We start from the raw sequence: 24,153 nt of genomic DNA, 5'->3' as shown, positions 1-24,153 counted from the left end.
GGAAAAATCGGGAATTACTGCATGCGCATTCTGCTGGTCGAAGACGACAACGCCCTTGGCGAAGGTATTCGCACCGCCCTCAAGCCCGAGGGTTACACCGTCGACTGGGTGCAGGATGGCAGCAGCGCGCTGCACGCCCTGAGCAGCGAGAGTTTCGAGCTGGCCATTCTCGACCTTGGGCTGCCGCGTATGGACGGCCTGCAGGTGCTCAAACACCTGCGCGCCGCCGCCAACCCGGTGCCGGTGCTGGTACTGACCGCCCGCGACTCCACCAGCGACCGCATCGCCGGGCTGGATGCCGGCGCCGACGATTACCTGGTCAAACCCTTCGATGTCGCCGAGCTCAAGGCACGCCTGCGCGCCCTGCTACGGCGCAGTTTCAACCGCCCGCAACCGGCGCTGGAATACCGTGGCATCAGCCTCGACCCGGTCAGCCAGGCCGTCAGCTACCAGGGCCAGGCGGTCAATCTGCCGCGCAAGGAGTTTCTCCTGCTGCACGAACTGCTCGCCCAACCGGGCCGGGTGATGACCCGTGACAAGCTGCAACAGGCTCTCTATGGCTGGGACGAGGAGCTGGAGAGCAACGCCCTGGAGGTGCATGTGCACCATCTGCGCAAGAAGTTCTTCCCCGAGCTGATCCGCACCGTGCGCGGCGTCGGCTACCTGGTGGATAAAGCCTGATGCGCTCGATTCGTGCACGCACCCTGCTGTTGGTACTCGGCCTGCTCAGCCTGTCGATGAGTGCGATTTCCTACAAGAGCTACCGCGATGCCCAGCATGAAATCGAAGAGCTCTTCGATGCCCAGCTGGCGCAGTCGGCTCGTCTGCTCCAAGGCATGTTAGGCCGCAAGATGCCGGAAGGTGAACGCCACGCCCTGCAAAGCGCCCTCAATCTGGCCCTGCAAGCCCGACATGAACCTCAGGATAAAGCCCTGATCACAGGTCATGCCTACGAGGGCAAGCTGGCCTTTCAGGTATTCGATGCCCAGGGCGACATGCTGCTGCAATCGGCCAGCGCCCCCCCCGGGTTGTTGCCGCAACTGCTCGCCGAGCGCCAGCACGATGCCGGGGCCACGCAGCAGCAGGTCGATACCGCGCTGGCGGGGCTGGCCGAGCAGCTAGGCGGCTATCACCGGGTGGCGCTCAACGGTCACCAGTGGCGGCTGTTTATCCTGCGTGATCGGCAGAACCAGCACCTGATCCTCGCGGCCGAGCGCGAAGACGTGCGCGGCGAGCTGGTGGACAAGATCACCCTGCGCAGCCTGCTGCCCGATCTGGTCGGCCTGCCGCTGCTGGCCTTGCTGGTGTGGCTGGCGATTGGCTGGGGCCTGCGGCCGCTGCGGCGCATGGCCGAGTCGATCAAGGCGCGCGCGCCGGACAATCTGGCGCCGCTGGTCTTTGGCCCGTTGCCACTGGAACTGGAACCCATGGGCGCGGCGCTCAACCGCCTGCTGCTGCAGGTCAACCAGCTGCTCGATCAGGAAAAACGCTTTATCGCCGATGCCGCCCACGAGCTGCGCACGCCGCTGGCGGTGCTGCGCATCCACGCCCAGAACGCCCTGGAAGCCCCCGACCCTGAGGATCGCAGCGAAGCCCTGCGCCAGCTTGGCGCGGGAGTGGATCGCGCCACCCGCGTGGTGGCCCAGCTGCTCACCCTGGCGCGTCTGGACCCAGATGTGGTGCAACTGGCGATGCGCCCCATCAACCTGCTCGACTACCTGCGCAACGACCTGGCCGAGCTGATTCCCCTGGCCCTGGAGCGCCACCAGGAACTCAGCCTGGAGGCCGACGAGGCGGCGGATTATCGGCTGCTGGCCGATGGCCCGAGCCTGGCTACCCTGCTGCAGAACCTGGTCAGCAATGCCGTGCAATACACCCCCGATGGCGGACGCATTCAGGTGCTGCTGCAAGCCCAGGCCGATGCCATAGTGCTGCGCGTGCAGGACAGCGGCCCGGGTGTAGACGAGGCGCAGCGGGAGAAGCTCTTCGAGCGTTTCTATCGCCTCGGCGACGGCCAGGGCGCGGGGCTGGGTCTGTCCATCGTGCTGCGGGTGGTGGAACTGCACCGCGCCAGCATCAACCTCGGCGACTCGCCCCTCGGCGGACTGGAAGTCGCGGTGCGCTTGCCGAGAAACCAAGCCCTCCGTAGGAGCCAGCTTGCTGGCGATCCTGTGGCCTGATCGCCAGCAAGCTGGCTCCTACAACACACCTTGCGCCCCCGTTAGCGCGGTGCAGGGCCGCCCCGGCGCTGCGCGCGCTCTTCGCGGCGCGCCTGCTGCTGCACTTCGGCCAGCACTTCCTGCACATAGTCGATATGCCGATTGGACAGCGCGCGGGCGTCTTCGGCGCGGCCTTCGATAATCGCCTGATACAGCATGCGGTGCTGTTCGATCAGCATGTCGCGGGTTTCATCGCGCTGGGCGTACATACCGCCGATATTGGTCACCACGTTGCGCTTGAGCAGGTCGAACAGCCCGCGAATGGTGTGCAGCAGCACGGCGTTGTGGCTGGCCTCGGCAATCGCCAGGTGGAAGTTGGCATCGGCCGCGCCCTCTTCGGCGCGGGTCACCTTGCCGCTGCGGCTGTAGCAATCTTGAAGTGCGGCGAAGGCATCAGTCAGGCGCTGGCGATCCAGCTCGGTGGCGCGCTGCGCGGCATAAAACGCGCAAGAGCCTTCCAGGGTGTGGCGAAACTCAAGCAGGTCGCGCTGAGCTTCGGGGTTGCTTTCCAGCAGGTGCAGCAGCGGGTCACTGAAAGTCGAGCCTAAGGTTTCCGCCACATAGTTGCCGCCGCCATGCCGACTGACCAGCAGACCCTTGGCTGCCAGCTTCTGAATCGCTTCACGCAGCGATGGCCGGGATACGCCGAACTGCTCGGCCAGCACCCGCTCCGCCGGCAAGCGTTCGCCGGCCTTGAGCGTGCCTTCGAGGATCATGGTTTCCAGTTGGCTGACGATATCGTCCGACAAACGGCGCTGCCGCACCGAACCTACTTCCATCATCCACACTCCACTGGTTTGACCACCTGCAATGGGCCTTTGCGGCCCGCTGCCGGCAAGCCTATCGCCGCCTCCTCAGCCCCGCAAGGTGAAGCCTTACTACCAAAGTCGTAAGGCAGCTAATTGACAGGCTGGAGCCCGCACTTTTACCCTGACCGCGCAGCCCTGTAAATTGGTATTACCAATTAACCAAACAAGAACAATTCCAAGAATCCAACGAGGTCTCCCTATGCCGGCTCTATTGCTTATATCCGCCGCAGCGCTACAGCCCGACGCGCACCTGCATTCACCCATGCGCATTGCGCAGCGTTAAGGAGAGACCACCATGTCCACTGGTCTTCTTGCCCTACTGGCGTTCTCGCCTATCCTGCTGGCCGCCATCCTGCTGATCGGCCTGCGCTGGCCGGCCAAACATGCCATGCCCCTGGTCTATCTGCTTACCGCCGGTGTCGCGCTGTTTGCCTGGGATATGAGCTTTAACCGCGTGCTGGCGTCCACCGTGCAGGGCTTGCTGATCACCCTCGGTTTGCTATGGATCATATTCGGCGCGATTTTGCTGCTTAACACCCTCAAGCATTCTGGCGGCATCACCGCGATTCGCGCAGGCTTTGCCACCATCAGCCCGGACCGGCGCATCCAGGCGATCATCATCGCCTGGCTGTTCGGCTGCTTTATCGAGGGCGCGTCTGGCTTCGGCACACCCGCCGCTATCGCGGCACCATTGCTGGTGGCCATCGGCTTCCCGGCCATGGCTGCAGTGATGCTCGGCATGCTGGTGCAGAGCACACCGGTATCCTTCGGCGCGGTGGGTACACCGATAATCGTCGGGGTCAACACCGGCCTGGATAGCGCCACCATCGGCGCGCAGCTGGCTGAACAGGGTTCATCCTGGGCGCAATTCCTGCAGTTGATCACCAGCGAAGTAGCGATCATCCACGCCATTGTCGGCACTGTGATGCCGCTGGTGATGGTGCTGATGCTGACGCGTTTCTTCGGCACCGAGAAAAGCTGGAAAGCCGGCTTTGAAGTACTGCCATTTGCCATCTTCGCCGGCCTGGCATTCACCATCCCTTACGCCTTGACCGGCGTGTTCCTCGGCCCTGAGTTTCCGTCGCTGGGCGGCGGTTTGATTGGCCTGGCGATTGTGACCAGCGCCGCGCGCATGGGCTTTCTGCTGCCAAAAACCACCTGGGACTTCGCCCCGGCAGACAAATGGCCAGCCGAATGGCTGGGCACCGTGGAAATGAAGCTCGACCAACTCACCGCCAAGCCAATGAGCGCCCTGCGCGCCTGGCTGCCCTATGTGCTGGTGGGTGTGCTGCTGGTGATCAGCCGGGTATTCCCCGAGGTAAGCGCCGCGCTGAAAGCTGTGATGCTGAACTTCCCCGACCTGCTGGGCGAAACCGGTATCGGTGCAAACTTCCAACCGCTGTACCTGCCGGGCGGGATTCTGGTGGCCGTGGTCATCGCCACTTTCTTCTTCCATGGCATGAAGCTGCGCGACCTCGGTTCGGCGGTCAAGGAATCCTCGGGCGTGCTGCTGAGCGCCGGCTTTGTGCTGCTATTTACCGTGCCGATGGTGCGCATCCTGATCAACTCTGGGGTTAACGCCGCAGAGCTGTCGAGCATGCCGATTTTGATGGCGCGCTGGGTGGCCGATAGCGTGGGCGGCATCTACCCGCTGCTGGCGCCGAGCGTGGGTGCCCTGGGCGCCTTTATTGCTGGTTCCAACACCGTCAGCAACATGATGTTCAGCCAGTTCCAGTTCGGTGTGGCCAGCAGCCTAGGGATTTCCAGCGCGCTGATTGTCGCGGTACAGGCGATTGGTGCAGCTGCCGGCAATATGGTGGCAATCCACAACGTGGTCGCTGCATCGGCTACGGTTGGCCTGCTGGGACGCGAAGGCAGCATCCTGCGCAAGACCGTCTGGCCTACCCTGTACTACGTGCTGTTTACCGGCCTGATCGCGCTGTTTGCCGTGTACGTGCTGGGCGTCAGCGACCCGCTGATGGCGAGCTGATACACGCCTGAATGCGCGCTGCTCGGGCGGCGCGCATTGGCGTTTCGCTGCAACCCTTTTTCCTGCTTGGGTGACTCCATGATCATTTCTGCCTCCACCGACTACCGCGCTGCCGCCCAACGCCGGCTGCCGCCGTTTCTGTTCCACTACATCGACGGCGGCGCCTACGCCGAGCACACGCTCAAACGCAACGTCGCCGACCTGGCGGACATTGCCCTGCGCCAGCGCGTGCTGCGCAATATGTCGGAACTGAGCCTGGAAACCCGCCTGTTCAATGAAACCCTGAGCATGCCGGTGGCCCTGGCCCCGGTCGGCCTGACCGGCATGTACGCCCGCCGTGGTGAAGTGCAGGCCGCCAAGGCAGCTGCCGCCAAGGGCATCCCCTTTACCCTGTCCACCGTTTCGGTGTGCCCGATTGAAGAAGTCGCGCCGGCCATCGACCGGCCGATGTGGTTTCAGCTGTATGTGCTGAAAGACCGCGGCTTTATGAAAAACGCCCTGGAACGGGCCAAGGCCGCTGGCGTCACCACCCTGGTATTTACCGTGGATATGCCGGTACCCGGCGCGCGCTACCGCGATGCCCACTCCGGCATGAGCGGGCCGAACGCACCGCTGCGGCGCATGCTGCAAGCCATGACCCACCCACGCTGGGCCTGGGATGTCGGCCTGCTCGGCAAGCCGCATGACCTCGGCAATATCTCCGCCTACCGTGGCAACCCCACGGGCCTGGCCGATTACATCGGCTGGCTGGGCAACAACTTCGACCCGTCGATCAGCTGGAAGGACCTGGAATGGATTCGTGAATTCTGGGACGGCCCGATGGTGATCAAGGGCATTCTCGACCCGCAGGACGCCAAGGACGCCGTGAGCTTCGGCGCCGACGGCATCGTCGTGTCCAACCACGGCGGCCGCCAACTCGATGGCGTGATATCCAGCGCCCGCGCCCTGCCGGCGATTGCCGACGCGGTGAAAGGCCAGCTGGCGATCCTTGCCGACTCGGGCATCCGTACCGGCCTGGATGTAGTGCGCATGATCGCCCTCGGCGCGGACACAGTGATGCTCGGCCGCGCCTTTATCTACGCCCTGGCCGCCGACGGTGGCGCAGGGGTAAGCAACCTGCTGGATTTGATCGAGAAGGAAATGCGCGTGGCCATGGTGCTGACCGGGGCCAAGTCAATCAGCGAGATCAATGCCGATTCGCTGGTGCGCGAACTGCGCCACGCCGCGTCCTGACGCTGCCTCTAACTTCGGAGCCTGCATGAGCCTGCCCAGCGCATTTCTCACCGCCGTCGAACGCCTGATCCCCGCCGAGCGGCGTTTCGACGACCCGCTGTCGACCCTGGCCTTTGGCACCGATGCCAGCTTCTACCGGTTAATCCCCAAACTGGTGGTAGGTGTCGAGGCAGAGCTGGAAGTGGTCGATCTGCTCAAACTGGCCAGCGCGCATCAGGTGCCGGTGACCTTCCGCGCCGCCGGCACCAGCCTGTCCGGCCAGGCCATCAGCAACTCGGTGCTGATCGTGCTCGGCGATAACTGGAACGGTCGGGAAATCCGCGGCCAGGGCAGCCAGATCCGCCTGCAACCAGGGGTGATCGGTGCCCAGGCGAATGCCGTACTCGCGCCCTTTCAGCGCAAGATCGGCCCTGACCCGGCGTCGATCAACGCCTGCAAAATCGGCGGCATCGTTGCCAACAACGCCAGCGGCATGTGCTGCGGCACTGCACAAAACAGCTACCACACCCTTGCCGGCATCCGTCTGGTGCTGGCCGACGGCACGGTGCTGGATACTGAAGACCCGCTTAGCGTCACGCGTTTCTTTTCCACTCATGCGGACCTGCTGACGCAACTGAACGAGCTGGGCAAACAGACCCGTGCCAACAGCGCGCTGGCCGCAAAGATCCGCCACAAATACCGCCTGAAAAACACCACCGGCCTGTCGCTTAACGCCCTGGTGGACTTCGATCAGCCGCTGGATATCCTCAGCCACCTGCTGGTGGGCTCCGAAGGCACCCTCGGCTTTATCAGCGCGGTGACCTACAACACCGTGCCGGATCACCCTCACAAGGCCAGCGCCCTGCTGGTGTTCCCCGATGTGGAGAGCTGCTGCCGCGCCGTCACCCTGCTCAAGCAGCAGCCGGTATCCGCCGTGGAGTTACTGGACCGCCGCAGCCTGCGCTCGGTGCAGCACAAGCCCGGCATGCCGGAATGGGTCAAGGGGTTGTCGGATAGCGCCTGTGCCCTGCTGATCGAATCACGCGCTGCCAGCCAGAGCCTGCTGCATGAGCAGCTGCAACTGATCATGGCCTCCATCGCTGACTTCCCGCTGGAAAAGCAGGTGAATTTCAGCGAAGACCCGACCGTCTACAACCTGCTGTGGAAGATCCGCAAAGACACCTTCCCTGCCATCGGTGCCGTGCGCCAAACCGGCACCACGGTGATTATCGAGGACGTCACCTTCCCCATCGAACAGCTGGCCGAGGGCGTCAACCGCCTGCTCGCCCTGTTCGATAAGCACGGCTACGACGAGGCGATCATTTTCGGCCACGCCCTGGAAGGCAACCTGCACTTCGTGTTTACCCAGGCCTTCGAAACGCCTGAGCAGATCGCTCGCTACTCGGCCTTTATGGACGACGTGGCGCAGCTGGTGGCGGTGGAGTTCGGCGGCTCGCTCAAGGCCGAGCACGGCACCGGGCGCAATATGGCGCCCTTTGTCGAGCTGGAATGGGGCACAGACGCCTACCAGCTGATGTGGCAAATCAAGCGCCTGCTCGATCCCCAGGGCATCCTCAACCCTGACGTGATCCTCTCCGAGGATCGCGACATTCACCTGAAAAACCTCAAGCCACTGCCGGCCGCCAACGACATCATCGACAAGTGCATCGAGTGCGGTTTCTGCGAGCCGGTGTGCCCATCGAAAGGGCTGACCCTGAGCCCACGCCAGCGCATCGTGATCTGGCGCGATATTCAGGCGAAAAAGCGCGCCGGCATCGACACCTTTGAGCTGGAAGCGGCCTATCAGTACCAGGGCGTCGACACCTGCGCAGCTACCGGCCTGTGCGCCCAGCGCTGCCCGGTGGGCATCAACACCGGCGATCTGGTGCGCCAGCTACGCGCCCGCGACGCCAACAGCCCGCGCAGCGCCGACTGGTTGGCGAATAACTTCCACCGTGTCATGCAGGGCGCGCGGCTGATGCTGCATGTGGCCAACGGCGCACGCATGCTGATGGGCGCACCGCTGCTTAGCCGCACCTCGGCGGCGCTTAGCAAGGCCAGCCAGGGTCGCGTACCGCAGTGGACGCCAGCGATGCCGCAACCGCTGCAGCGGTTGCGACTGCCAACGGCCAATGACGATACGCGGCCACGGGTGGTCTACCTGGCCGCCTGCGTATCCCGTGCCATGGGCCCGGCCGCCAGCGATAGCGAGCAAATGCCACTGCTCGACAAAACCCGCGCGCTGCTGGAAAAAGGCGGCTTTCAGGTGGTGTTCCCGGCTGAGCTGGACAACCTCTGCTGCGGCCAGCCGTTTGCCTCCAAGGGCTATGCCGAACAAGCCGAGCGCAAGAAACAGGAGCTGATCGACGCGCTGCTCAAGGCCAGTCGTGGCGGCCTCGATCCCATCTACTGCGACACCAGCCCCTGCACCCTACGCCTGCTGCAAGACGGCCTGGATGCACGGCTGAAACTGCACGACCCGGTTAAATTTATCCGCGAGCAGTTGCTCGACCGCCTGCAGATCACCCCGCAGAACAAACCCGTGGCGGTGCATGTCACCTGCAGCACCCAGCATCTGGGCGAGGCGCAAGGTTTGATCGATATCGTTAGGCGCTGCACCTCAGAGGTGGTGATTCCCGAAGGCATTCACTGCTGCGGCTTTGCTGGCGACAAGGGCTTCACTACGCCCGAGCTGAACGATCATGCCCTGCGCAGCCTGAAGTCCGCCGTGCAGTATTGCGAGGAAGGCATCAGCACCAGCCGCACCTGCGAAATCGGCCTGAGCCAGCACGGCGGTATCGACTATCACGGGCTGGTCTATCTACTGGATCGGGTCAGCCACGTCAGGCCTTGAGTGACCAACGGCCCAGTCAATGAGTGAGGGCTTTCTATACTGAAAGCCCTACCTACATCGCTGGAGCCTTGCCATGCGCCGTCTTGCCGCTTTCCTTGCAACCGCACTCCTCAGCACCTCGCTCTGGGCCATGCACTGCCCGGCGGATATGGCCAAGATCGATGGCTTGCTGAAAACCGACCCACCAAGCGATACCGCCGTACTCGCGCAAGTGCAGCAGCTACGCGCCGAAGGCGAAACCCTGCACAAGGCTGGTAACCACAGCGAATCGGTCAAAGTTCTGGGCGAAGCGCTGCAACTGCTCGAAGCCAGCGAATAACCCGAACAGCGGCAGAGCAGGCGCTGCTTAGAGCGCCTGTCCCAGCAGGCTAAGCGCCACGCGGCGCACCTGGGCCAGGTCAATCGGCTTGGCCAGGCAGGCTTGGGCACCGCGCTGGCGTGCTTCGGCAAACACCGCCTCATCTGCCGCAGCACTGATCACCAACACCGGCACCGCCTGCAACCGAGGGTTAAGGCGCATGGCATCCAGCACTTGCATGCCGTCGCCATCGGGTAGATCCAGATCAAGCAACAGCAGGGTCGGCGTACAGTGCTCCAGCTCAGCCAATGCCCGCTGCACCGAGCCTGCGCCACGCACCTCGGCAAATTCACGCAAGGCTTCCTGAGCCACCTTGAGGCAGGCCGGGTGATCTTCCACACACAGCACCTCGGCCAGCTGCTTGGGTTGCGCCGACATGGACTCCACATCGGCAACAGCCGGTGCCGCCGGTGCCGCCGCGCCGGGCAGGTCGATCCAGAAACGGCTGCCCGTACCGGCGTTGCTGCTAAAGCCTATTTCGCCGGCCATCAAGGTGGCCAGCTCACGGCACAGCACCAGGCCGATCCCAGTGCCAGGAATGCTGGAGTTCTCCCGCCCCAGACGTTGGAACGGCTGGAACAGATTGGCCTGCTGCTCGGCCGTCATCCCCGCGCCGTTGTCTTCGACCCACAAACGCACACAGTTCGAGCGCACCTCATAACCCATGCGAATCAGCCCCTGTGGGCTGTTGTACTTGATCGCATTGGACAGCAGGTTGAGCACCACCTGGCGCACCCGGCGCACATCTGCCTGTACATACAGGCCAGCGTCGGCTTCAGCCAGTACCTGCAGCTGCAATTGACGCTGCTGCACTTCCGGCTGTACCAGCTCGGCGCAGCCATGCAGCAGGGCGCCGACTTCCACCGGCTGCAATTTAAGCTGCTGACGGCGGCTTTCGATGCTCGACAGGTCGAGAATATCGTCCACCAATGAAGTCAGATGACGGCTAGCATTGACGATCTCGCGGGCGTAATCGGCCTCCAGCTTGGCCTCGGGCTTGTCCTGCGCCTCCATCTCGATCAACTGACCAAAGCCGTAGATCGCATTGAGCGGCGTGCGCAGCTCGTGGCTCATGCTCGACAGAAAACGGCTCTTGGCCTGGCTTGCAGCCTGGGCATCCAGACTGGCGCGGCGCAGGTCTTCCTGCACCTGCTTGAGCCGGGTGATATCCACATGGGTACCGGCAACGCGCAGTGCACGGCCCTCGCTATCGCGCTCCAGCACCTTGCCGCGACTGAGCAGCCAGACGTACTCACCCAGAGCATCGGCGTAGCGGTACTCCGCCTCGAAACGGTCCTCGCCACTGCTGGCGAACAGCTGACGCAGATGGCGAATGCGTTCCAGATCATTGGGGTGCACGCGCTGGTTGAACGCACTGAAGCTCATGTTCGAGTGAGTTAGCCCAAAGCGCCGGAGGAAGCGCTCACTGAGGGTGATGCTCATCGTCTCCGCTTCGACCTCCCAGAGGCTTTCCGTGGTGCTTTCCAGCACCAGCTGGAGAATTCGTTGCGCCTCCACACGCTGTGCTTCACTGGCCTGCAACTGCTCGCCAGTCTGCTGCACCGCCTCCGCCATGCTCACCAGCTCACGGATCTGGCTGCTCGGCGCAGTGGGCTGATAGTTGCCCTGGCCCAGCTCGCGCATCATCCCAACAATCCCGTCAATCGGTCGCACCAGCTGCTCGCTCAAGCGCCGCGAGCGCAGCCACATCAGGGCAAAGAACAGCAGATAGAACAGCGCCAGGCCGACAATCAGCAGGTAGCCAATATGCAGGTAGCGCTCGGCCAGGCGATTGGTCTCGCTGAAGATGTGCTCCTCATCCACCACCAGCAGCAGTTGCCAGCCGGTCTGCGGGATCTCGCTCCAGGCAATTAGCCGATTGCGACCGCCCAGCACCACTTCCTGCACATTGCTCTGCCCCGCCGCCATGGCTTGTAACAGCGGCTGCATCTCGGCGCGCTTGGCCAGGCTGAAGTCTTCGGGTTTGAGCACCTCGCGGCGTACCGCCTCGGCATAGGAATATTCGGTCAGCTCACGCAGGCCGAAATCCTCTTCGCCAGCACTAGGCAAGGCCATGATGTTGTGATCGCGGCTGACCAGCATGGCATAGCCTTGCCAGGGCACATCCAGCTCGCCAATCTCACCCAGCATCTGCCCGACCGTAATATCCAGCCCCACCACCCCTTCGAGGAAATCACCGCGATACACCGGCGCCACTGCAGACATCATCCAGCCCATACCTGCCGGGTCGAGGTAGACATCGGTCCAGGCTACCTTGCGCTCGGGGTTGTGCTTGGCATCCGCTAGGTAATAGAAGTTGTAATCGGGTATCACCATGTCATGGGGATACTGCTCGGGCGTCATGAAAAAGGGGTAGATGCGGTTGTAACTGTCCCAGGTATTGAAATAGGCCGCCGCCACTCGCGGGTTGGCGGCCTGGATCGAACGCATCAAAGGATCGAGCTGCGACAGGCGCAGGGCCTTGGCGTGATCCTGCTGGGCCAACGGCGTGCTGTTGGCATAAAAGGAGGCCGCCCGGCCATCATCGCTACGGCTGTAGAACACACCGTTTTCAGTTAACGCATGCCGCTGACGCTCCAGCGCATCAGGCTCAAACCTACGGTTATCCAGAGCATTGAGCGCAGCATCACGGAATATCTGTACCTGCGCCTCCACCGAACGCAGGCGGCCATCGATCACCTGGCCTTCACGCACCACCGCCGCAGACAAATCATCCAACGCGCTCTGCTGCAAATGCTCGATCTGCGCATCGCGAATCGCCGCGTTGCTCAGCAGGTACACCGTGATCAACACCGACTCGACCAGAATCAACGGAATCAGGGCACTCTGCACAAAAGCGCGCCAGATCCACTGACGCAAAGGGTAACGCGACGCGCGCGGCATACGAGGGTCTCATCCAGAAGACATAGCGAATGTGCAGGATGCAATCATAGCCGGCAAGCCCAATCAGCGTCCGCCAGGCAATTGTCGGGTCGACGCTGTGGAACCTTTGGCGTAAACTCGCGTCCCAGTACCAGCAGCAAAAGCTTTGGGGCCGATTAGGATTCGACGCCGGTAGCGAAGCTCTAGGTGCATGCCGACTTGGTAACAGAAGTCGTAAATCCACTGTTGCAACTTTCTATAGTTGCCAATGACGAAAACTACGAGGGCTACGCTCTCGCTGCGTAAGCGGCGCGACTAGTCCTTCTGGTAGCTTCGGCTCCAGCGATCACTAGGGGATGCCTGTAAACCTGAAGTGATTGTCATGCAGAACAGGATCGCCGCGTAGTACGTTGTGGACAAAGCGGCTAAAACTTACACAACTCGTCCAAAGCACCCTGCCCGTCGGGCGGCTGCGGATTAACTCAATAGACACGGCTAAGCATGTAGTACCGAAAGTGGAGAACTGGCGGACGGGGGTTCAAATCCCCCCGGCTCCACCATTACAACATCTAAAGACGTCCACGGACGTCTTTTTTTGTGCCTGAAACCCAGCAAATACGGGACCTTCAGCGTCATAGACGTACAAAGACGTCTGACTGCATCCATGCCTTCGTGTATTCCAAATTGTATTCCAAGCCCTAAGCCGGTATTTTTTGGAATACACAAATCGCACTGGAGTACACCATGGGTGCCGCAACAACGCGCCTTTCAGACCTGAAGGTCAAAGCCGCAAAGCCCAAAGAAAAGGACTACACCCTGACTGACGGCAACGGCCTACAGATGCGAGTGAGAATCAATGGATCAAGGTTGTGGAATTTCAACTACATCCACCCCATCACCAAGAAGCGACTGAATATGGGGCTCGGCACCTTCCCGGAAGTAAGCCTTGCTCAAGCCCGCAAACTGACCATTGAAGCGCGTGAGCTCGTAGCACAGGGCATTGATCCCAAAGAGAGACGCGACGCAGATCGACAGGCCAAAAAGGCCGCAACTGAACACACGCTGCAGAACGTAGCGACGTCCTGGTATGAGCTCAAAAAAGATGCGGTAACCCCCGCCTACGCCGAAGACATTTGGCGCTCGCTTACGTTGCACGTCTTCCCCGACTTGGGCGTTACACCGATCGCGTCCATAACAGCGCCGAAGGTCATCAGCCTTCTCAAGCCGCTCGAAACTAAAGGCAGCCTGGAAACCGTCAAACGCCTTACACAGCGACTCAACGAGATCATGACCTACGGGGTCAACTCAGGCCTGATACCCGCCAACCCACTTACCGGGATTGGTAGCGTGTTCAAAAAGCCGAAGAAAAAGAACATGCCGGCCTTACACCCCGATGAGCTCAAAGAGCTCATGGTTGCAATCGCGAACGCCAGCATAAAAAGAACCACTCGATGCCTGATCGAGTGGCAACTGCATACGATGACTCGCCCCGTTGAGGCTGCCACTACTCGCTGGGCTGATATCGATTTCGAGAAAAGGATCTGGACGATCCCGGCTGAGCGCATGAAAAAACGTCGCCCGCATACGGTGCCGCTTACAGATCAAGCATTGGCCATTCTTGAAGCGATCAAACCCTATAGCGGGCACCGTGAATACGTGTTCCCTGCTGACCGCAATCCGCGCACTCACTGCAATAGCCAAACGGCCAACATGGCCCTAAAGCGAATGGGCTTTGAGGGACGCCTGGTCAGCCACGGAATGCGATCAATGGCCAGTACAACGCTCAACGAGCACGGCTGGGAGCCTGAGCTGATCGAAGTAGCGCTGGCGCATGTGGATAAGGACGAAGTGCGCAGTGCCTACAACCGTGCGGACTACATCGAGCGGAGACGCCCGATGATGACCTGGTGGAGTGAGCATATTCAGAGGGCTGCAACCGGCAGTCTTTCAGTATCTGCAACCAAGGAGAGAAAAGTCGTTTCGATACGGTGACAAACTGTCGGCTATCGGCCGATAGCGGACAGTTGATAAGGCGCCCGCAACCTTGAACTGCTGAGCTCCCTTTGGCGCATCTTTGCAGGTTGTGGCACTCTGGCAGCTAGCGAATTTTGCCTACCTGCTGGCCGACTGCTCAGCAACTTTACTCAAGGAAATGTCTGCCTTTTGAACCTCGATCACTCCAGCGGCGTTGCCACCAACAAACAGCAGATAGTCATCCGCGGGGAACATCTGTGCCAGCGAAGGCACGTCGGACCAATACCAAAAAGGAGGTTCCATGCTTGATGCTTCGCAGCTGCGAATTGAGGCCGCACACAAGAAAGTCGCGGAAGCCTTTTCCAAAGAGTACGCCTTTACTATCCCGGCTTATCAGCGCCCTTATGCATGGGAGAAGACTCAGGCTGAGGAGTTGCTGGCGGACTTGAAGGACGCCATGGCGCAAGATTCTGCGGCGGGCGGCTTTTACTTCCTGGGTAGCATTGTTTTGGTGAAGGCACATGGAAGTCCTGCATCGCGTGTGGTCGATGGTCAGCAGCGCCTAACCACGCTGACGATCTTGTTCAGTGTCATTCGCGACCTGACGACAGACGCTGAGAAGAAAGCGCAGCGAGAGCGGTACATCAAACAGGTAGCTAATGAGGATGAAGGTATCCCAGAGGCTTTGCGTCTGCAGCTGCGGCAGAAGGACCAGGGCTTTTTTGAAAAGCACATTCAGACACGTGGAGCGACTGACCAGCTGCCGTCCTTGGATGGTCTGACAGACGCAAAGGCACGCATCGTTGAAAACGCAAAGCTCATCCGTGATCGGTTAGAGGCTATGGGTGAGGAGGGGCGCGCTGAGTTGCTGCGTTTCCTGCTGCAGAACTGTTATCTCGTGGTTGTCGAAGTTCCCTCTGATACCGCCGCGCGGCGCATCTTTACCGTTTTGAATGCTCGCGGCCTCGATCTTTCGGCCACAGATATCCTCAAAGCCGACCTGCTTGAGCGAGCAGGTGCCGATAAGGAGTCGTTTCTGTCTCAACGCTGGGAGGAGATTGAAACAGCACTCGGCCGCGACAAGTTCAGTGCTTTGTTCACGCACATCCGGATGATCTATGAGCGTGACAAACCTCGCTCTGCGCTTGAAAGCGGCTTTCCTGTTCATGTCCCAGTGTTTCGCGATAATCCGGTCGGATTCATTGATGCGGTCTTGGAGCCCTATGCTGACGCTCTGATGTTGGCGATGGATGACCAGAAACTGCGTAAGCGTTTCGGTGCCAAGGGAGCCGATCTGGTGCGCTCCTTGGAGAGATTGGACAACCGGGACTGGTTACCGCCTCTACTGCTTTGCCTGCGCCAGAGCAATGGTGGGGCTGACATCGACGTTCCAGAATTTGTATTCCACCTCGAAAGGCTTGCCTACTTTCTGTTCTTGACACGCGCCGATGTCAACGCACGTATGTCGCGCTATGCCGATGTATTGGACGATCTCGACCCGCCGGCTGAGCCCAGAGTTCGTTTGACCCATCGGGAACGCTCCACAGGATTGGATATTGAGCAGGCTGAAGCGGCGATGCTCTTTGATGCACTGGACGGGAATGTGTACCTCGTCTCTAAGGTAGTTAAACCGCTCCTGCTTCGTCTTGAACAAGCTTCCACCGATGGCTCGGCCAACTACGACTATCCGGTTATTTCGGTTGAGCACGTCTGTCCGCAAACCATCGCGCCTGGGTCGCAGTGGGCGCAATGGTTCCACGATGCTGATGATCATGCGGCCTGGGTGCACAGTCTAGCGAACCTGGTACTGCTCAATTCGCGTAAAAACTCGGCAGCGCAAAACTATGACTTCGATAAGAAGAAGACCAAGTACTTCGCATCCGGTGATACCTGTGCTTTCACCCTCACCAACGAGGTGCGCAGCTATTCCCAGTGGACGCTCACAGAACTGAAAGTCCGCAGGGTGGAGTTGTTTGAGCGATTGGCAAAGGCATGGCGCCTAGAGCAGGGCCTGGAGAAGTGGTGGAGTGAGGAATGACGAGGGTGTGCAGCATTCTGTGTAATGGGGGCGAGTTTACTCCGCGTTAGCCGCTCTTCGTAGCTAATCGCAAAAGCTCGCGTCTCTTCGACATCACAGCAATCGTAGACACCCGAAACCTGCTAATCGCCGACTGCCGCCTCTGACAATGAGCCGCAACCGGCCAAAAGCGGGCGGTGGCTGCCGGAAAATTAATCAGCCCCCTTATATTTACTGGCTGCTTCTTCAGGGCTAACAAGCCATTGCTGGAATTCGGGGCTGATGTCATCCAATACCGAGCGCGCGCCTGATGAAAGTCAAATCCACGTACCCAATCGACCGACTCCAGACTTCCTGAGTATCCCGAAGATACTGGCCCAACTGATCTACATCAGCCTGATTGGGAAATTCCAGCAAGTCTGCCAGACGGTGTAACGTCTGAATGGGAATACCGATCTCCTCCAGGGCATTGACGCCTGCTGGTAGATGGAAGCTTTCGAATGCCATTTTGACGTGCGTGTAATCGATCTTGCTGCGGATACCTTGCTTCAGCGCTTGGCGCTTGACGACATCCTCCATCAAGCTGAGCAGCTTGGGTAACGTGTAACCGAAGGTATTGGTAATGATCTTCAAATCATTGTTGAGCGCGCCGGAAAGCGTGCGCTTCTCCCCTTCAGCCACCCATTTCCGTGCGTAATCAATCTGGCTTTTCAGGTAGTCCGAATAGCTCGAAGCGTTGAGGTAGCCAGCGAGCTTGGCGACCATAACGTCCGTTGGTTTAACCGTGACTCCGTTGCGAGTGAACGTTTGGGGTACCAGCCTGGCGATGATCTTCGCGAAGGTCTTGAGGAAATTAGTCGCAGGAGCCCAGTGAAACACCAGAGTGGCGAATTCGGTGTCGTCCATCATCTCGACCATGCTTTGCAGCTCTTCGAACTGCTCAACGCGGAAGTACGAGTGTTTCTTCACGAGGTCAATAGAGACGCGATCACTCGTGAAAACTTCATCGAAGCGATCCTGTGAAAACTCGGACAGATGATCTGGCTGAACGCTCGCTAGGAGGTTGATCGGGGTTTTGACGTCTTGAATACCGAGCGGAATCTCCACCTCTTGGTTGAGATTGTCCTCCGGAATTTCCTCCAGACAGAAGATTTTTCCCACGAAGTGAACGCCCATCCGCCCGGCGCGCCCCTTGATATTTCCGTGGGTGAATTTGTCGATACTGCGAGTACCATCACGGTTATCGTAAATCACGACATTCTTCGCGACGGTGTTAACGCCTTCGATGATAGTGGAGGTGCAGAGTAAGAAGCGCAGGTTTCCCGCATTGAACTGGTCGGCAGTGTATTGCTGTAGGGCCCTCGGCAGCGCACCAAAATGCAACCCAATGCCGTTCTTCAGGGCAATGGTGTAGTCCCAATCGGCATCGAACTCTTTGCTCACCCAATCGATATGAGGACTCTCAGTCGGCGTGCCATGTCCGAGCCTGATCAGCTCGCGTGCAACGAGCCCGGCCACAGTTGGCGACTTGCAGTAGATGATCGTTGCGCCGACACATGCGCGCGCAATTTCCGCCAGCGCGTTGAGTTTCGCTTCATCCTCATTCGCTTTGATGCCAAAGGTCTGGACATCGAGTGCGACCGTGTTGAAGTCGGTGGAAATGAAAGTGTGTGGGTAGCCAAGTTTTTCTAGTCCGCGAATGCTGTTGACGAACGGCCCGGTCAGGTAGAACTGCTTGGAGACTTTCAGCAGCTTGCTCAGCGCGATATTGAGCTCAATAACTCGCTCGTCCTTGTAATCCACTTTGCCGTTTTTGAGTTCTCGGAATGCCAGCTTGTAAAACTCGTCGATGACGAAGAGGTCGATATCGGCAATGTCGTCTCGCTCGTTCACCCGCTCCTGCGTCAGGACGTAGATGACCCGATCGGAATGACACTCTTGCGAGCTGTGGTGAATGATCTGGTAACGCTCGCCGAACCGCACCTGCAAGCGGCGACGCGTTTCGTCGGCAAGCGCCACGGTCGGAACAACCAAGACGAGCCGCTTTATGTCACCCAGGCCAAGCAGCGAGTCCACGATGGCGCTTTTTCCCATGCTTGTAGGCGCGCTGAGCACCACATTCTGACCAGCCTTGAGCAGATCGAATATGTGGAATTGCATCGAGTGAAAAACGTAACTGTTCGAGAACGGCGTACGGTACAAATCCAGAACCCTCAGCTCTTCCGGCGTAAGGTCGGAGAACTCCTTTTTCAGGTATGGGAACAGGCCTGCTTTTCTCACCATATTTTTCAGGAGGATAATGTGGTCAGAGAAACGATCGCGCGCATCTAGGGCCCGTACGATTAAGTCTCGGCCCAGGTCGTACGACACAGGGTTGGACAGCAACGTGTTGATCGCGGATAGGTACCTGAAGGACGAGAAATCCTCACTCTGCAGGCTGTGCTTCGCCTGTTCATACACCTGTGTCATACCACCGCCCTTACTTTTTCCTCGACCAATTTGGTTAGCCGCTCAAGGCTCGGAGCGGGGTAGAGAAATACGTGTACGCACAGATCCGCGAACGGAGAATTCTCCATGAGGTCGGCGGCGAATTGCTCAAATAGCGCTACCGTTTCCCGCTCCAATTCATCTTCGTGCCCCGGTGTTTCAGGGTCGGTAAGCAGGTGAGAGTCATATCCTACGAATAGGACGAAAGTGAAGCGATCAAGGTGGGCATCAAAGGGCCGGCTGCCATCGAGGATTTCGTCGATGTCATGGCGAAGCAGGTAGTCATCGTCTTTGACGTCGAGGATCTTGCTGCGCGCAGAATCGAAGCAATCCGAGATGTCCTCATAGAGACGATCCCGTATCTCCGGCAACCGGACAGCGATGTCGGTATCAGTCACTAACTCGCTGAAGCCAATCCAGAGTTGATCACCTTCCGGATCGCGGCGAACGATGTGCACGTTTTCAAGGATTTTTTCTGGCCCTGGTCTTTCCACGTGCAGCATGCAGGGTATGGGCTGGCTTTCATGGTGCTGCCTGATCGTGGCGTGCAATAGCACGCGGCCTAGAAACTCCCCAACATCGTGGAGTGATTTGAAGACAGACGTTCGCAGCCGCTCGCGCTTTTCCACGAGCGTCAGCTTGTGGATATCGGCCATTTCTTTTGGCCGAAGAAAGACCTCATCCAACCATTGGCAGACGTTGTCCACGATGTGTTTGTAGCGGTATCGCTTAAGTGAATACTGCTGATGCAGAACCTGCCCCTTACGCTTAGCGCAGACCGAAGCCAAAGGTGCTCTAAATGGCATAAGGATGTGGGGCAAGTCCCGTCTGACATAGATCTTTCGGCCTGATCGAGACTGGTCATCCTCGACGCGCAACTTGAACCAATCAAAGAGGTCAGGTCGGGTGTAGGACTTGTCATCAACACTGTGGATCCGCCGTGAATGCTCGCCCTTGCGCGTCACGGTGTCGAGGATACGTCGCCATATGTCTTCGGCGACGGTTTCAGAACTGAGAATTACGCCGTGCAGATCCTGGGAGGCCATCCGTATGTTTTTGATCCCCAGAAGTTCCAGTTCGCGGACTGAGTGATAGACCTGCCAGATGGCCGCGTCGACCCAGGCGGCGACGCTCACACCTGACGCAGTCTGGTAGCCCCCCGTGCGCTTGTTGAGGTCGTCGATCAGTTCCTGCCTTCCGGACTTACCCGCCCTGGCTGTTGGGCTGATTGTCAGGTACTCCAGAGTTTTGTTCACCTTATCTTCGGTGATGATCGAATACCTTCGGGACAGACCGGGATCGGACTCGCACTGCATCGATTTGTGCAATATCGAACTGCAGGGGATTGTTTTCTTATCGGCCCCCTTGGAATTCTTGACGATGTCGGAGATATTCCAGCGCGTTTTCTCGGTACTTTTCACCTGCACGAAGTCGACGTGCCCGTCAGATACGATGTCGATATCGTCTGTGACCTCGCAGCGAACACTGCGGATAGTCTTATCACGAAGCATTCGAGTTACATGGTAAGCGGCTACACAGTCTTGGAATAGAAAACCGTGCTTGGCGGCAACACCGCCCGAATCATTTGATTCCATCTCGACGTCCGTGACAATTTGCCGAGAATCTAGGGGATTCCGAGGCCATAGTCCATGCGATGGCGGCACCTGGCCACCCAAATGCCAAGAGGCAGGGCGGCCGGTCACCGTAGCAGTGGCAACGGTTTCGCGTCCGCTTTTGGCCGACAGCTGCCCTATCGCAGCTATAGTTTCGCTCCCACGAAGCGGCTATTCGATTCCAAAAACTCTCAGTCACACATCACCGCAATGACATCCCCACCATGGAGTCTTCAACCATGTCATTGCACTGCCCGAGCTGCGGCTCTTCTCAGGTCTCTACGCACCTCACCGCCATGCGGATTGCTGCCTTCATCGGCATGCTGGGCGGTGCGCTGCGTGGTGCCGGTACAATCCTGCTTACCGGCCCGGCCATTCCCAGCAGCGGCCTCGCCAAGCCTCCCAACGTAAACCTCAATGCCCTCTCATCGGCCATTCTCAACGGACTGGTTGGCGCTGCTGGTGGTTGTGCGATGGGCGCTCAGCTTGGCGAAAAACTCGACCGTCATGTGCTGGCCCACAACCTCTGCCTGAACTGCGGTCACCGCTTTAACCAGCCGGTCTGATCCGGCGCCCTTCTCTCTCATTCATCTCTAAATGCCGGTGCTGCGCCATGCGCAGCGCTTTATGCCGGCTATTGCTCAAAGGAAATTCATCATGGCTCATCAAGTCGAACAAATGGCCTACGTCGGCGCCACTCCCTGGCATGGCTTGGGCAACAACCTGCCTCGCAAGCAACCTATCGAGGTCTGGCAGCGTGAAGCCGGCATGGACTGGCAAATCATGGAAAGCCCCGTGCACTTCAAGTCCGATGCAGTCGGGCACCTGGGCGCGATCCATTCCTTCCCAGAGCAGAAGGTGCTCTACCGCTCCGATACCAAGGCTCCGTTATCGGTCGTCTCCAACCGCTATCACACCGTGCAACCGCGCGAGGTGCTGGAGTTCTATCGCGATCTGACCGAAGTATCCGGTTATGAGCTGGAAACGGCAGGCGTGCTCAAGGGCGGTCGTAAGTTCTGGGCGCTGGCGCGTACCGGACAAGGCGCTTCAATCAAGGGCAACGACCGGGTGAACGGCTACTTGCTGCTGGCGACTTCCTGTGACGGCACCCTGGCGACCACGGCGACACCAACCACCGTGCGCGTGGTGTGCAACAACACCCTGACGGTGGCCCTGGACGGCACCAGCCGTGCGATCAAGGTGCCACATAACACCCGCTTCGATCCGAAGGTGGTGAAGAAGCAACTCGGCATCGCCGTCTCGCAATGGGACGACTTCATGTACCGCATGCGCGCACTGGCTGAACGCAAGGTGCAGTGGCATGAGGCCTTGGGCTACTTCATGAACGTGCTGTGCGAGGTCAGTCCGACCGGGCAATTGCCCGAGCAGTTGCCCAACGAACGCGCTTTGCGCCGCGTGCAGGAGCTGTACGAAGGACGCGGGCGTGGTTCGGATCTGGAGTCGGCTCGCGGCACTGCATGGGGCCTGCTCAACGCGGTGACCGAGTACGTCGATCATGAGCGTCGTGCTCGCAGCACCGAGTACCGCCTTGACTCGGCCTGGTTTGGCCAAGGCGCTCAGGTCAAGCAACGCGCTCTGGATGCGGCCCTGCAATTGGTCGCCTGAGATTCCCCTTTTCCATTTCATCCAATCCCTAACGCCCGGTCAGTTCAGCGCTGATCGGGCGTTTTTGTGTCCGCGAGGTGAACACCATGAAAGCAACGTCATTGAATGGCAGCACCAGCAAGAAACGCCCTGCCCTGCGTCTGGTCAGCACCAAGGAGCTGCCGCGCGAGGACTGGCTGCAGATCCGTAAGAAAGGTATCGGCAGTTCGGATGCAGCGGCGGCGGTCGGCCTCAATCCCTACAAATCTCAGCTGGAGCTGTGGCTGGAGAAAACCGGCCGCGACAGCAACCTGCCGAAGACTGATCCCCATGACGAGGAAAACCCGACTTATTGGGGCAACGTGCTGGAGCCCATAGTGGCTTGGCATTACAGCAAGCGCACGAAGCACAAGGTACGTCGCATCAACGCCGTGCTGCAGCATCCTAATCCGGAGTTGCCCTGGATGCTGGCCAACATCGATCGCGAGGTGATTGGTACAGACGAGGTGCAGATCCTCGAATGCAAGACAGCCGGCATAAACGGGGCACGCCTCTGGAAAGAAGGCGTCCCCGAATATGTGCAGTTGCAGGTGATGCACCAGCTCGCCGTAACCGGCAAGCAGGCGGCTGATGTGGCGGTGTTGCTCGGTGGTCAGACGCTGGAGATCCATCGCATCGAGCGGGACGAGCAGATGATCGCTCGCCTCATCGAACTGGAGCGCCGCTTCTGGCAGTACGTCGAAACGGATACCCCACCGCCCGCAGATGGCAGTGCATCGGCTGAGCTGGCGCTGCGTTGCCTGTATCCGCAGGACAACGGCCAGGTCGTCGACTTCAGTGGTAACGCCGGCTTGGCAGCGGCCTTCCTGGAACTGAAGGCTGTGCGTCAATCAATCTCTGAGAAGGAAAAGCGCGAAGCCGAGCTCAAGCAGATGCTGCAGCAAGCCATGGGTGAATCCACCCGTGCCGACTTCTCCAGCGGCTACGTGAGCTGGCGCAAAGCCAAGGACAGCACCGTGCTCGATGTCGAGCGCCTGCTCCAGGAAAAGCCCTACCTGCAGGCCCGCTATCCAAAGCTCAAGGAAGGTAGCCGGCGCTTTCTTATCGGCTGATCACCCTCTTCCACTCAATCCCTCCCCCTTGGCCAGTCCATGCAGTTCGCGCTGCTGGCTGGCCTTTTTTATTTCAAGGAACGCCATCATGCTCAAAGGTCTGGCAATTACCCCTCCTGTGCTCGGACGCATCTCCATCGGCAAGGTCGTCGAGAAGAACGGAAAGCGCCTGCCGGAGAAAGACGATCAATTCACCATCACCTCTCAGGTGCAGGGCAAAGACGGCTGGTTGCTGCACCCGCTCAATGACGAACTGCGCCAGGGGAAAGACGACAAGCTGCGCAGTATCCCGGTGCGCTTGTTGTTCAACGAACCGGAGCTGAACTTCCGCGCTGATTACACCCTGTTTGATCGGCAGAACGGTCGACCGGTGTGTGTCGGTAACGGTGAGACCTGCAAGCGCATCGGTAAGGACGGCGTCCAATCGCTGCCCTGCCCGTCACCCGATGCCTGCCCGCTGGCCAAGGGCAATGCCTGCAAGCCCTACGGACGGATGAATGTGGTGATCGGTGATGAGGATGCCCTGGGTAGCTTCGTGTTTCGCACCACGGGCTTCAATAGCATCCGCACGCTGATTGCCCGACTGCAGTACTTCCGGGCCATCTCAGGTGATCGTCTGGCGTGCCTGCCGCTGGAGCTGCGTCTACGTGGCAAATCCACCCGGCAGAGCCATGGCACGCCGATCTTTTACGTCGATCTGACGCTGCGCAGCGGCATGACCGTGGAGCAAGCGTTACTCACTGCTCGTGAACTGGATGAGGCACGTCAGGCAGCGGGCTTTGATCAGACCGCGCTGGATGCCACCGCGCGTGTCGGTCTGGGCAACGGCATCTTCGAAGATGACGGCGAGGACAGCAGCGCCATTGCTGAAGAGTTCTTTCCGGACGGTCAGCCCGCCGCGTCGAAACCCGACAGCACCGTTCACACCCAGTCACTCGCTGAGAAACTCGAAGCCCAATCCCAACAGCTCGAACCATCTGCCTAACCACGGGCGGGCCGAATCGGCTCGCCATCCGGAGA

The 24,153-nt window shown here is 59.7% G+C and carries 17 protein-coding genes and 1 other RNA gene; 13 read left to right on the top strand and 5 right to left on the bottom strand.

Translation table 11 applies throughout. The features are described from left to right. Positions 1-21 precede the first annotated feature (21 nt). A complete protein-coding gene (locus RHP75_RS04845; protein ID WP_311090693.1) occupies positions 22-681 on the top strand; it encodes a response regulator transcription factor in 660 nt (219 codons plus the stop codon). Further along, on the top strand, positions 681-2,180 hold the full coding sequence (locus RHP75_RS04840) for an ATP-binding protein (RefSeq protein WP_311090692.1): 1,500 nt from the start codon (positions 681-683) through the stop codon (positions 2,178-2,180). The genes RHP75_RS04845 and RHP75_RS04840 overlap by 1 nt, the downstream gene beginning before the upstream one ends. A 41-nt stretch (positions 2,181-2,221) precedes the next feature. Here the strand turns inward: RHP75_RS04840 and RHP75_RS04835 are convergent, their stop codons facing one another. Continuing rightward, entirely contained in the window at positions 2,222-2,998 is a 777-nt protein-coding gene (locus tag RHP75_RS04835; RefSeq protein WP_311091868.1) for an FCD domain-containing protein, read from the bottom strand. A 325-nt stretch (positions 2,999-3,323) separates the two neighbouring features. On the opposite strand from RHP75_RS04835, the gene RHP75_RS04830 reads away from it, so the two are divergent. From RHP75_RS04830 to RHP75_RS04815, 4 genes are all read left to right on the top strand, one after another. Beyond that, complete coding sequence (locus RHP75_RS04830; protein WP_311090691.1) at positions 3,324-5,018, top strand: L-lactate permease; 1,695 nt, start codon at positions 3,324-3,326, stop codon at positions 5,016-5,018. A 78-nt stretch (positions 5,019-5,096) separates the two neighbouring features. Beyond that, complete coding sequence (lldD, locus tag RHP75_RS04825) at positions 5,097-6,251, top strand: FMN-dependent L-lactate dehydrogenase LldD (protein WP_311090690.1); 1,155 nt, start codon at positions 5,097-5,099, stop codon at positions 6,249-6,251. 25 nt (positions 6,252-6,276) lie between these two features. Next, positions 6,277-9,084 (top strand): FAD-binding and (Fe-S)-binding domain-containing protein, encoded by a 2,808-nt coding sequence (locus RHP75_RS04820; protein WP_311090689.1) that lies wholly within the window; start codon positions 6,277-6,279, stop codon positions 9,082-9,084. 73 nt (positions 9,085-9,157) lie between these two features. After that, a complete protein-coding gene (locus RHP75_RS04815; protein ID WP_311090688.1) occupies positions 9,158-9,403 on the top strand; it encodes a hypothetical protein in 246 nt (81 codons plus the stop codon). Between the two features lie 27 nt (positions 9,404-9,430). Here RHP75_RS04815 and RHP75_RS04810 read toward each other — a convergent pair whose 3' ends face one another. Next, positions 9,431-12,346: an ATP-binding protein gene (locus RHP75_RS04810; protein ID WP_311090687.1), complete on the bottom strand. Its 2,916-nt coding sequence runs from the start codon at positions 12,344-12,346 to the stop codon at positions 9,431-9,433. Positions 12,347-12,493: 147 nt separating this feature from the next. Between RHP75_RS04810 and ssrA the strand changes: the two genes are divergently transcribed. Together ssrA and RHP75_RS04800 are read left to right on the top strand one after the other, a co-directional pair. Further along, positions 12,494-12,885: a transfer-messenger RNA gene (gene ssrA / locus RHP75_RS04805) on the top strand. Positions 12,886-13,069: 184 nt separating this feature from the next. After that, positions 13,070-14,317: an integrase domain-containing protein gene (locus RHP75_RS04800; RefSeq protein WP_311090686.1), complete on the top strand. Its 1,248-nt coding sequence runs from the start codon at positions 13,070-13,072 to the stop codon at positions 14,315-14,317. A 120-nt stretch (positions 14,318-14,437) separates the two neighbouring features. On the opposite strand, the gene RHP75_RS04795 is transcribed toward RHP75_RS04800, so the two are convergent. Further along, positions 14,438-14,602 carry a hypothetical protein gene (locus RHP75_RS04795; protein WP_311090685.1) on the bottom strand — a complete coding sequence of 55 codons (165 nt, stop codon included), beginning with the start codon at positions 14,600-14,602 and terminating at the stop codon, positions 14,438-14,440. Here RHP75_RS04795 and RHP75_RS04790 point away from each other — a divergent pair. Continuing rightward, entirely contained in the window at positions 14,601-16,337 is a 1,737-nt protein-coding gene (locus tag RHP75_RS04790; RefSeq protein ID WP_311090684.1) for a DUF262 domain-containing HNH endonuclease family protein, read from the top strand. The two genes, RHP75_RS04795 and RHP75_RS04790, sit on opposite strands and share 2 nt — an antisense overlap. A gap of 264 nt (positions 16,338-16,601) precedes the next feature. Here the strand turns inward: RHP75_RS04790 and RHP75_RS04785 are convergent, their stop codons facing one another. Further along, on the bottom strand, positions 16,602-18,785 hold the full coding sequence (locus tag RHP75_RS04785) for a DEAD/DEAH box helicase (protein WP_311090683.1): 2,184 nt from the start codon (positions 18,783-18,785) through the stop codon (positions 16,602-16,604). Next, positions 18,782-20,398 carry a dsDNA nuclease domain-containing protein gene (locus RHP75_RS04780; RefSeq protein WP_311090682.1) on the bottom strand — a complete coding sequence of 539 codons (1,617 nt, stop codon included), beginning with the start codon at positions 20,396-20,398 and terminating at the stop codon, positions 18,782-18,784. Before RHP75_RS04780 ends, RHP75_RS04785 begins: the two co-directional genes overlap by 4 nt. Positions 20,399-20,655: 257 nt before the next feature. On the opposite strand from RHP75_RS04780, the gene RHP75_RS04775 reads away from it, so the two are divergent. The 4 genes from RHP75_RS04775 (at position 20,656) to RHP75_RS04760 (ending at position 24,118) form a co-directional block, all read left to right on the top strand. Next, positions 20,656-20,982, top strand: a complete 327-nt coding sequence (locus RHP75_RS04775; RefSeq protein WP_311090681.1) for a hypothetical protein — start codon at positions 20,656-20,658, stop codon at positions 20,980-20,982. 91 nt (positions 20,983-21,073) lie between these two features. After that, positions 21,074-22,042 (top strand): DUF932 domain-containing protein, encoded by a 969-nt coding sequence (locus tag RHP75_RS04770; RefSeq protein WP_311090680.1) that lies wholly within the window; start codon positions 21,074-21,076, stop codon positions 22,040-22,042. A gap of 86 nt (positions 22,043-22,128) precedes the next feature. After that, the gene (locus RHP75_RS04765) at positions 22,129-23,133 is read left to right on the top strand and encodes a lambda-exonuclease family protein (RefSeq protein ID WP_311090679.1); all 1,005 of its coding nucleotides are present in this window, start codon (positions 22,129-22,131) and stop codon (positions 23,131-23,133) included. Positions 23,134-23,221: 88 nt separating this feature from the next. Continuing rightward, entirely contained in the window at positions 23,222-24,118 is an 897-nt protein-coding gene (locus RHP75_RS04760; protein WP_311090678.1) for a hypothetical protein, read from the top strand. The last annotated feature ends 35 nt before the right edge of the window (positions 24,119-24,153 follow it).

Source organism: Pseudomonas sp. SG20056 (genome assembly GCF_031764535.1).
Taxonomy (GTDB): domain Bacteria; phylum Pseudomonadota; class Gammaproteobacteria; order Pseudomonadales; family Pseudomonadaceae; genus Aquipseudomonas.
Note: the sequence above shows the minus strand (reverse complement) of the source record. Positions and strands in the feature narration are given on the sequence as shown.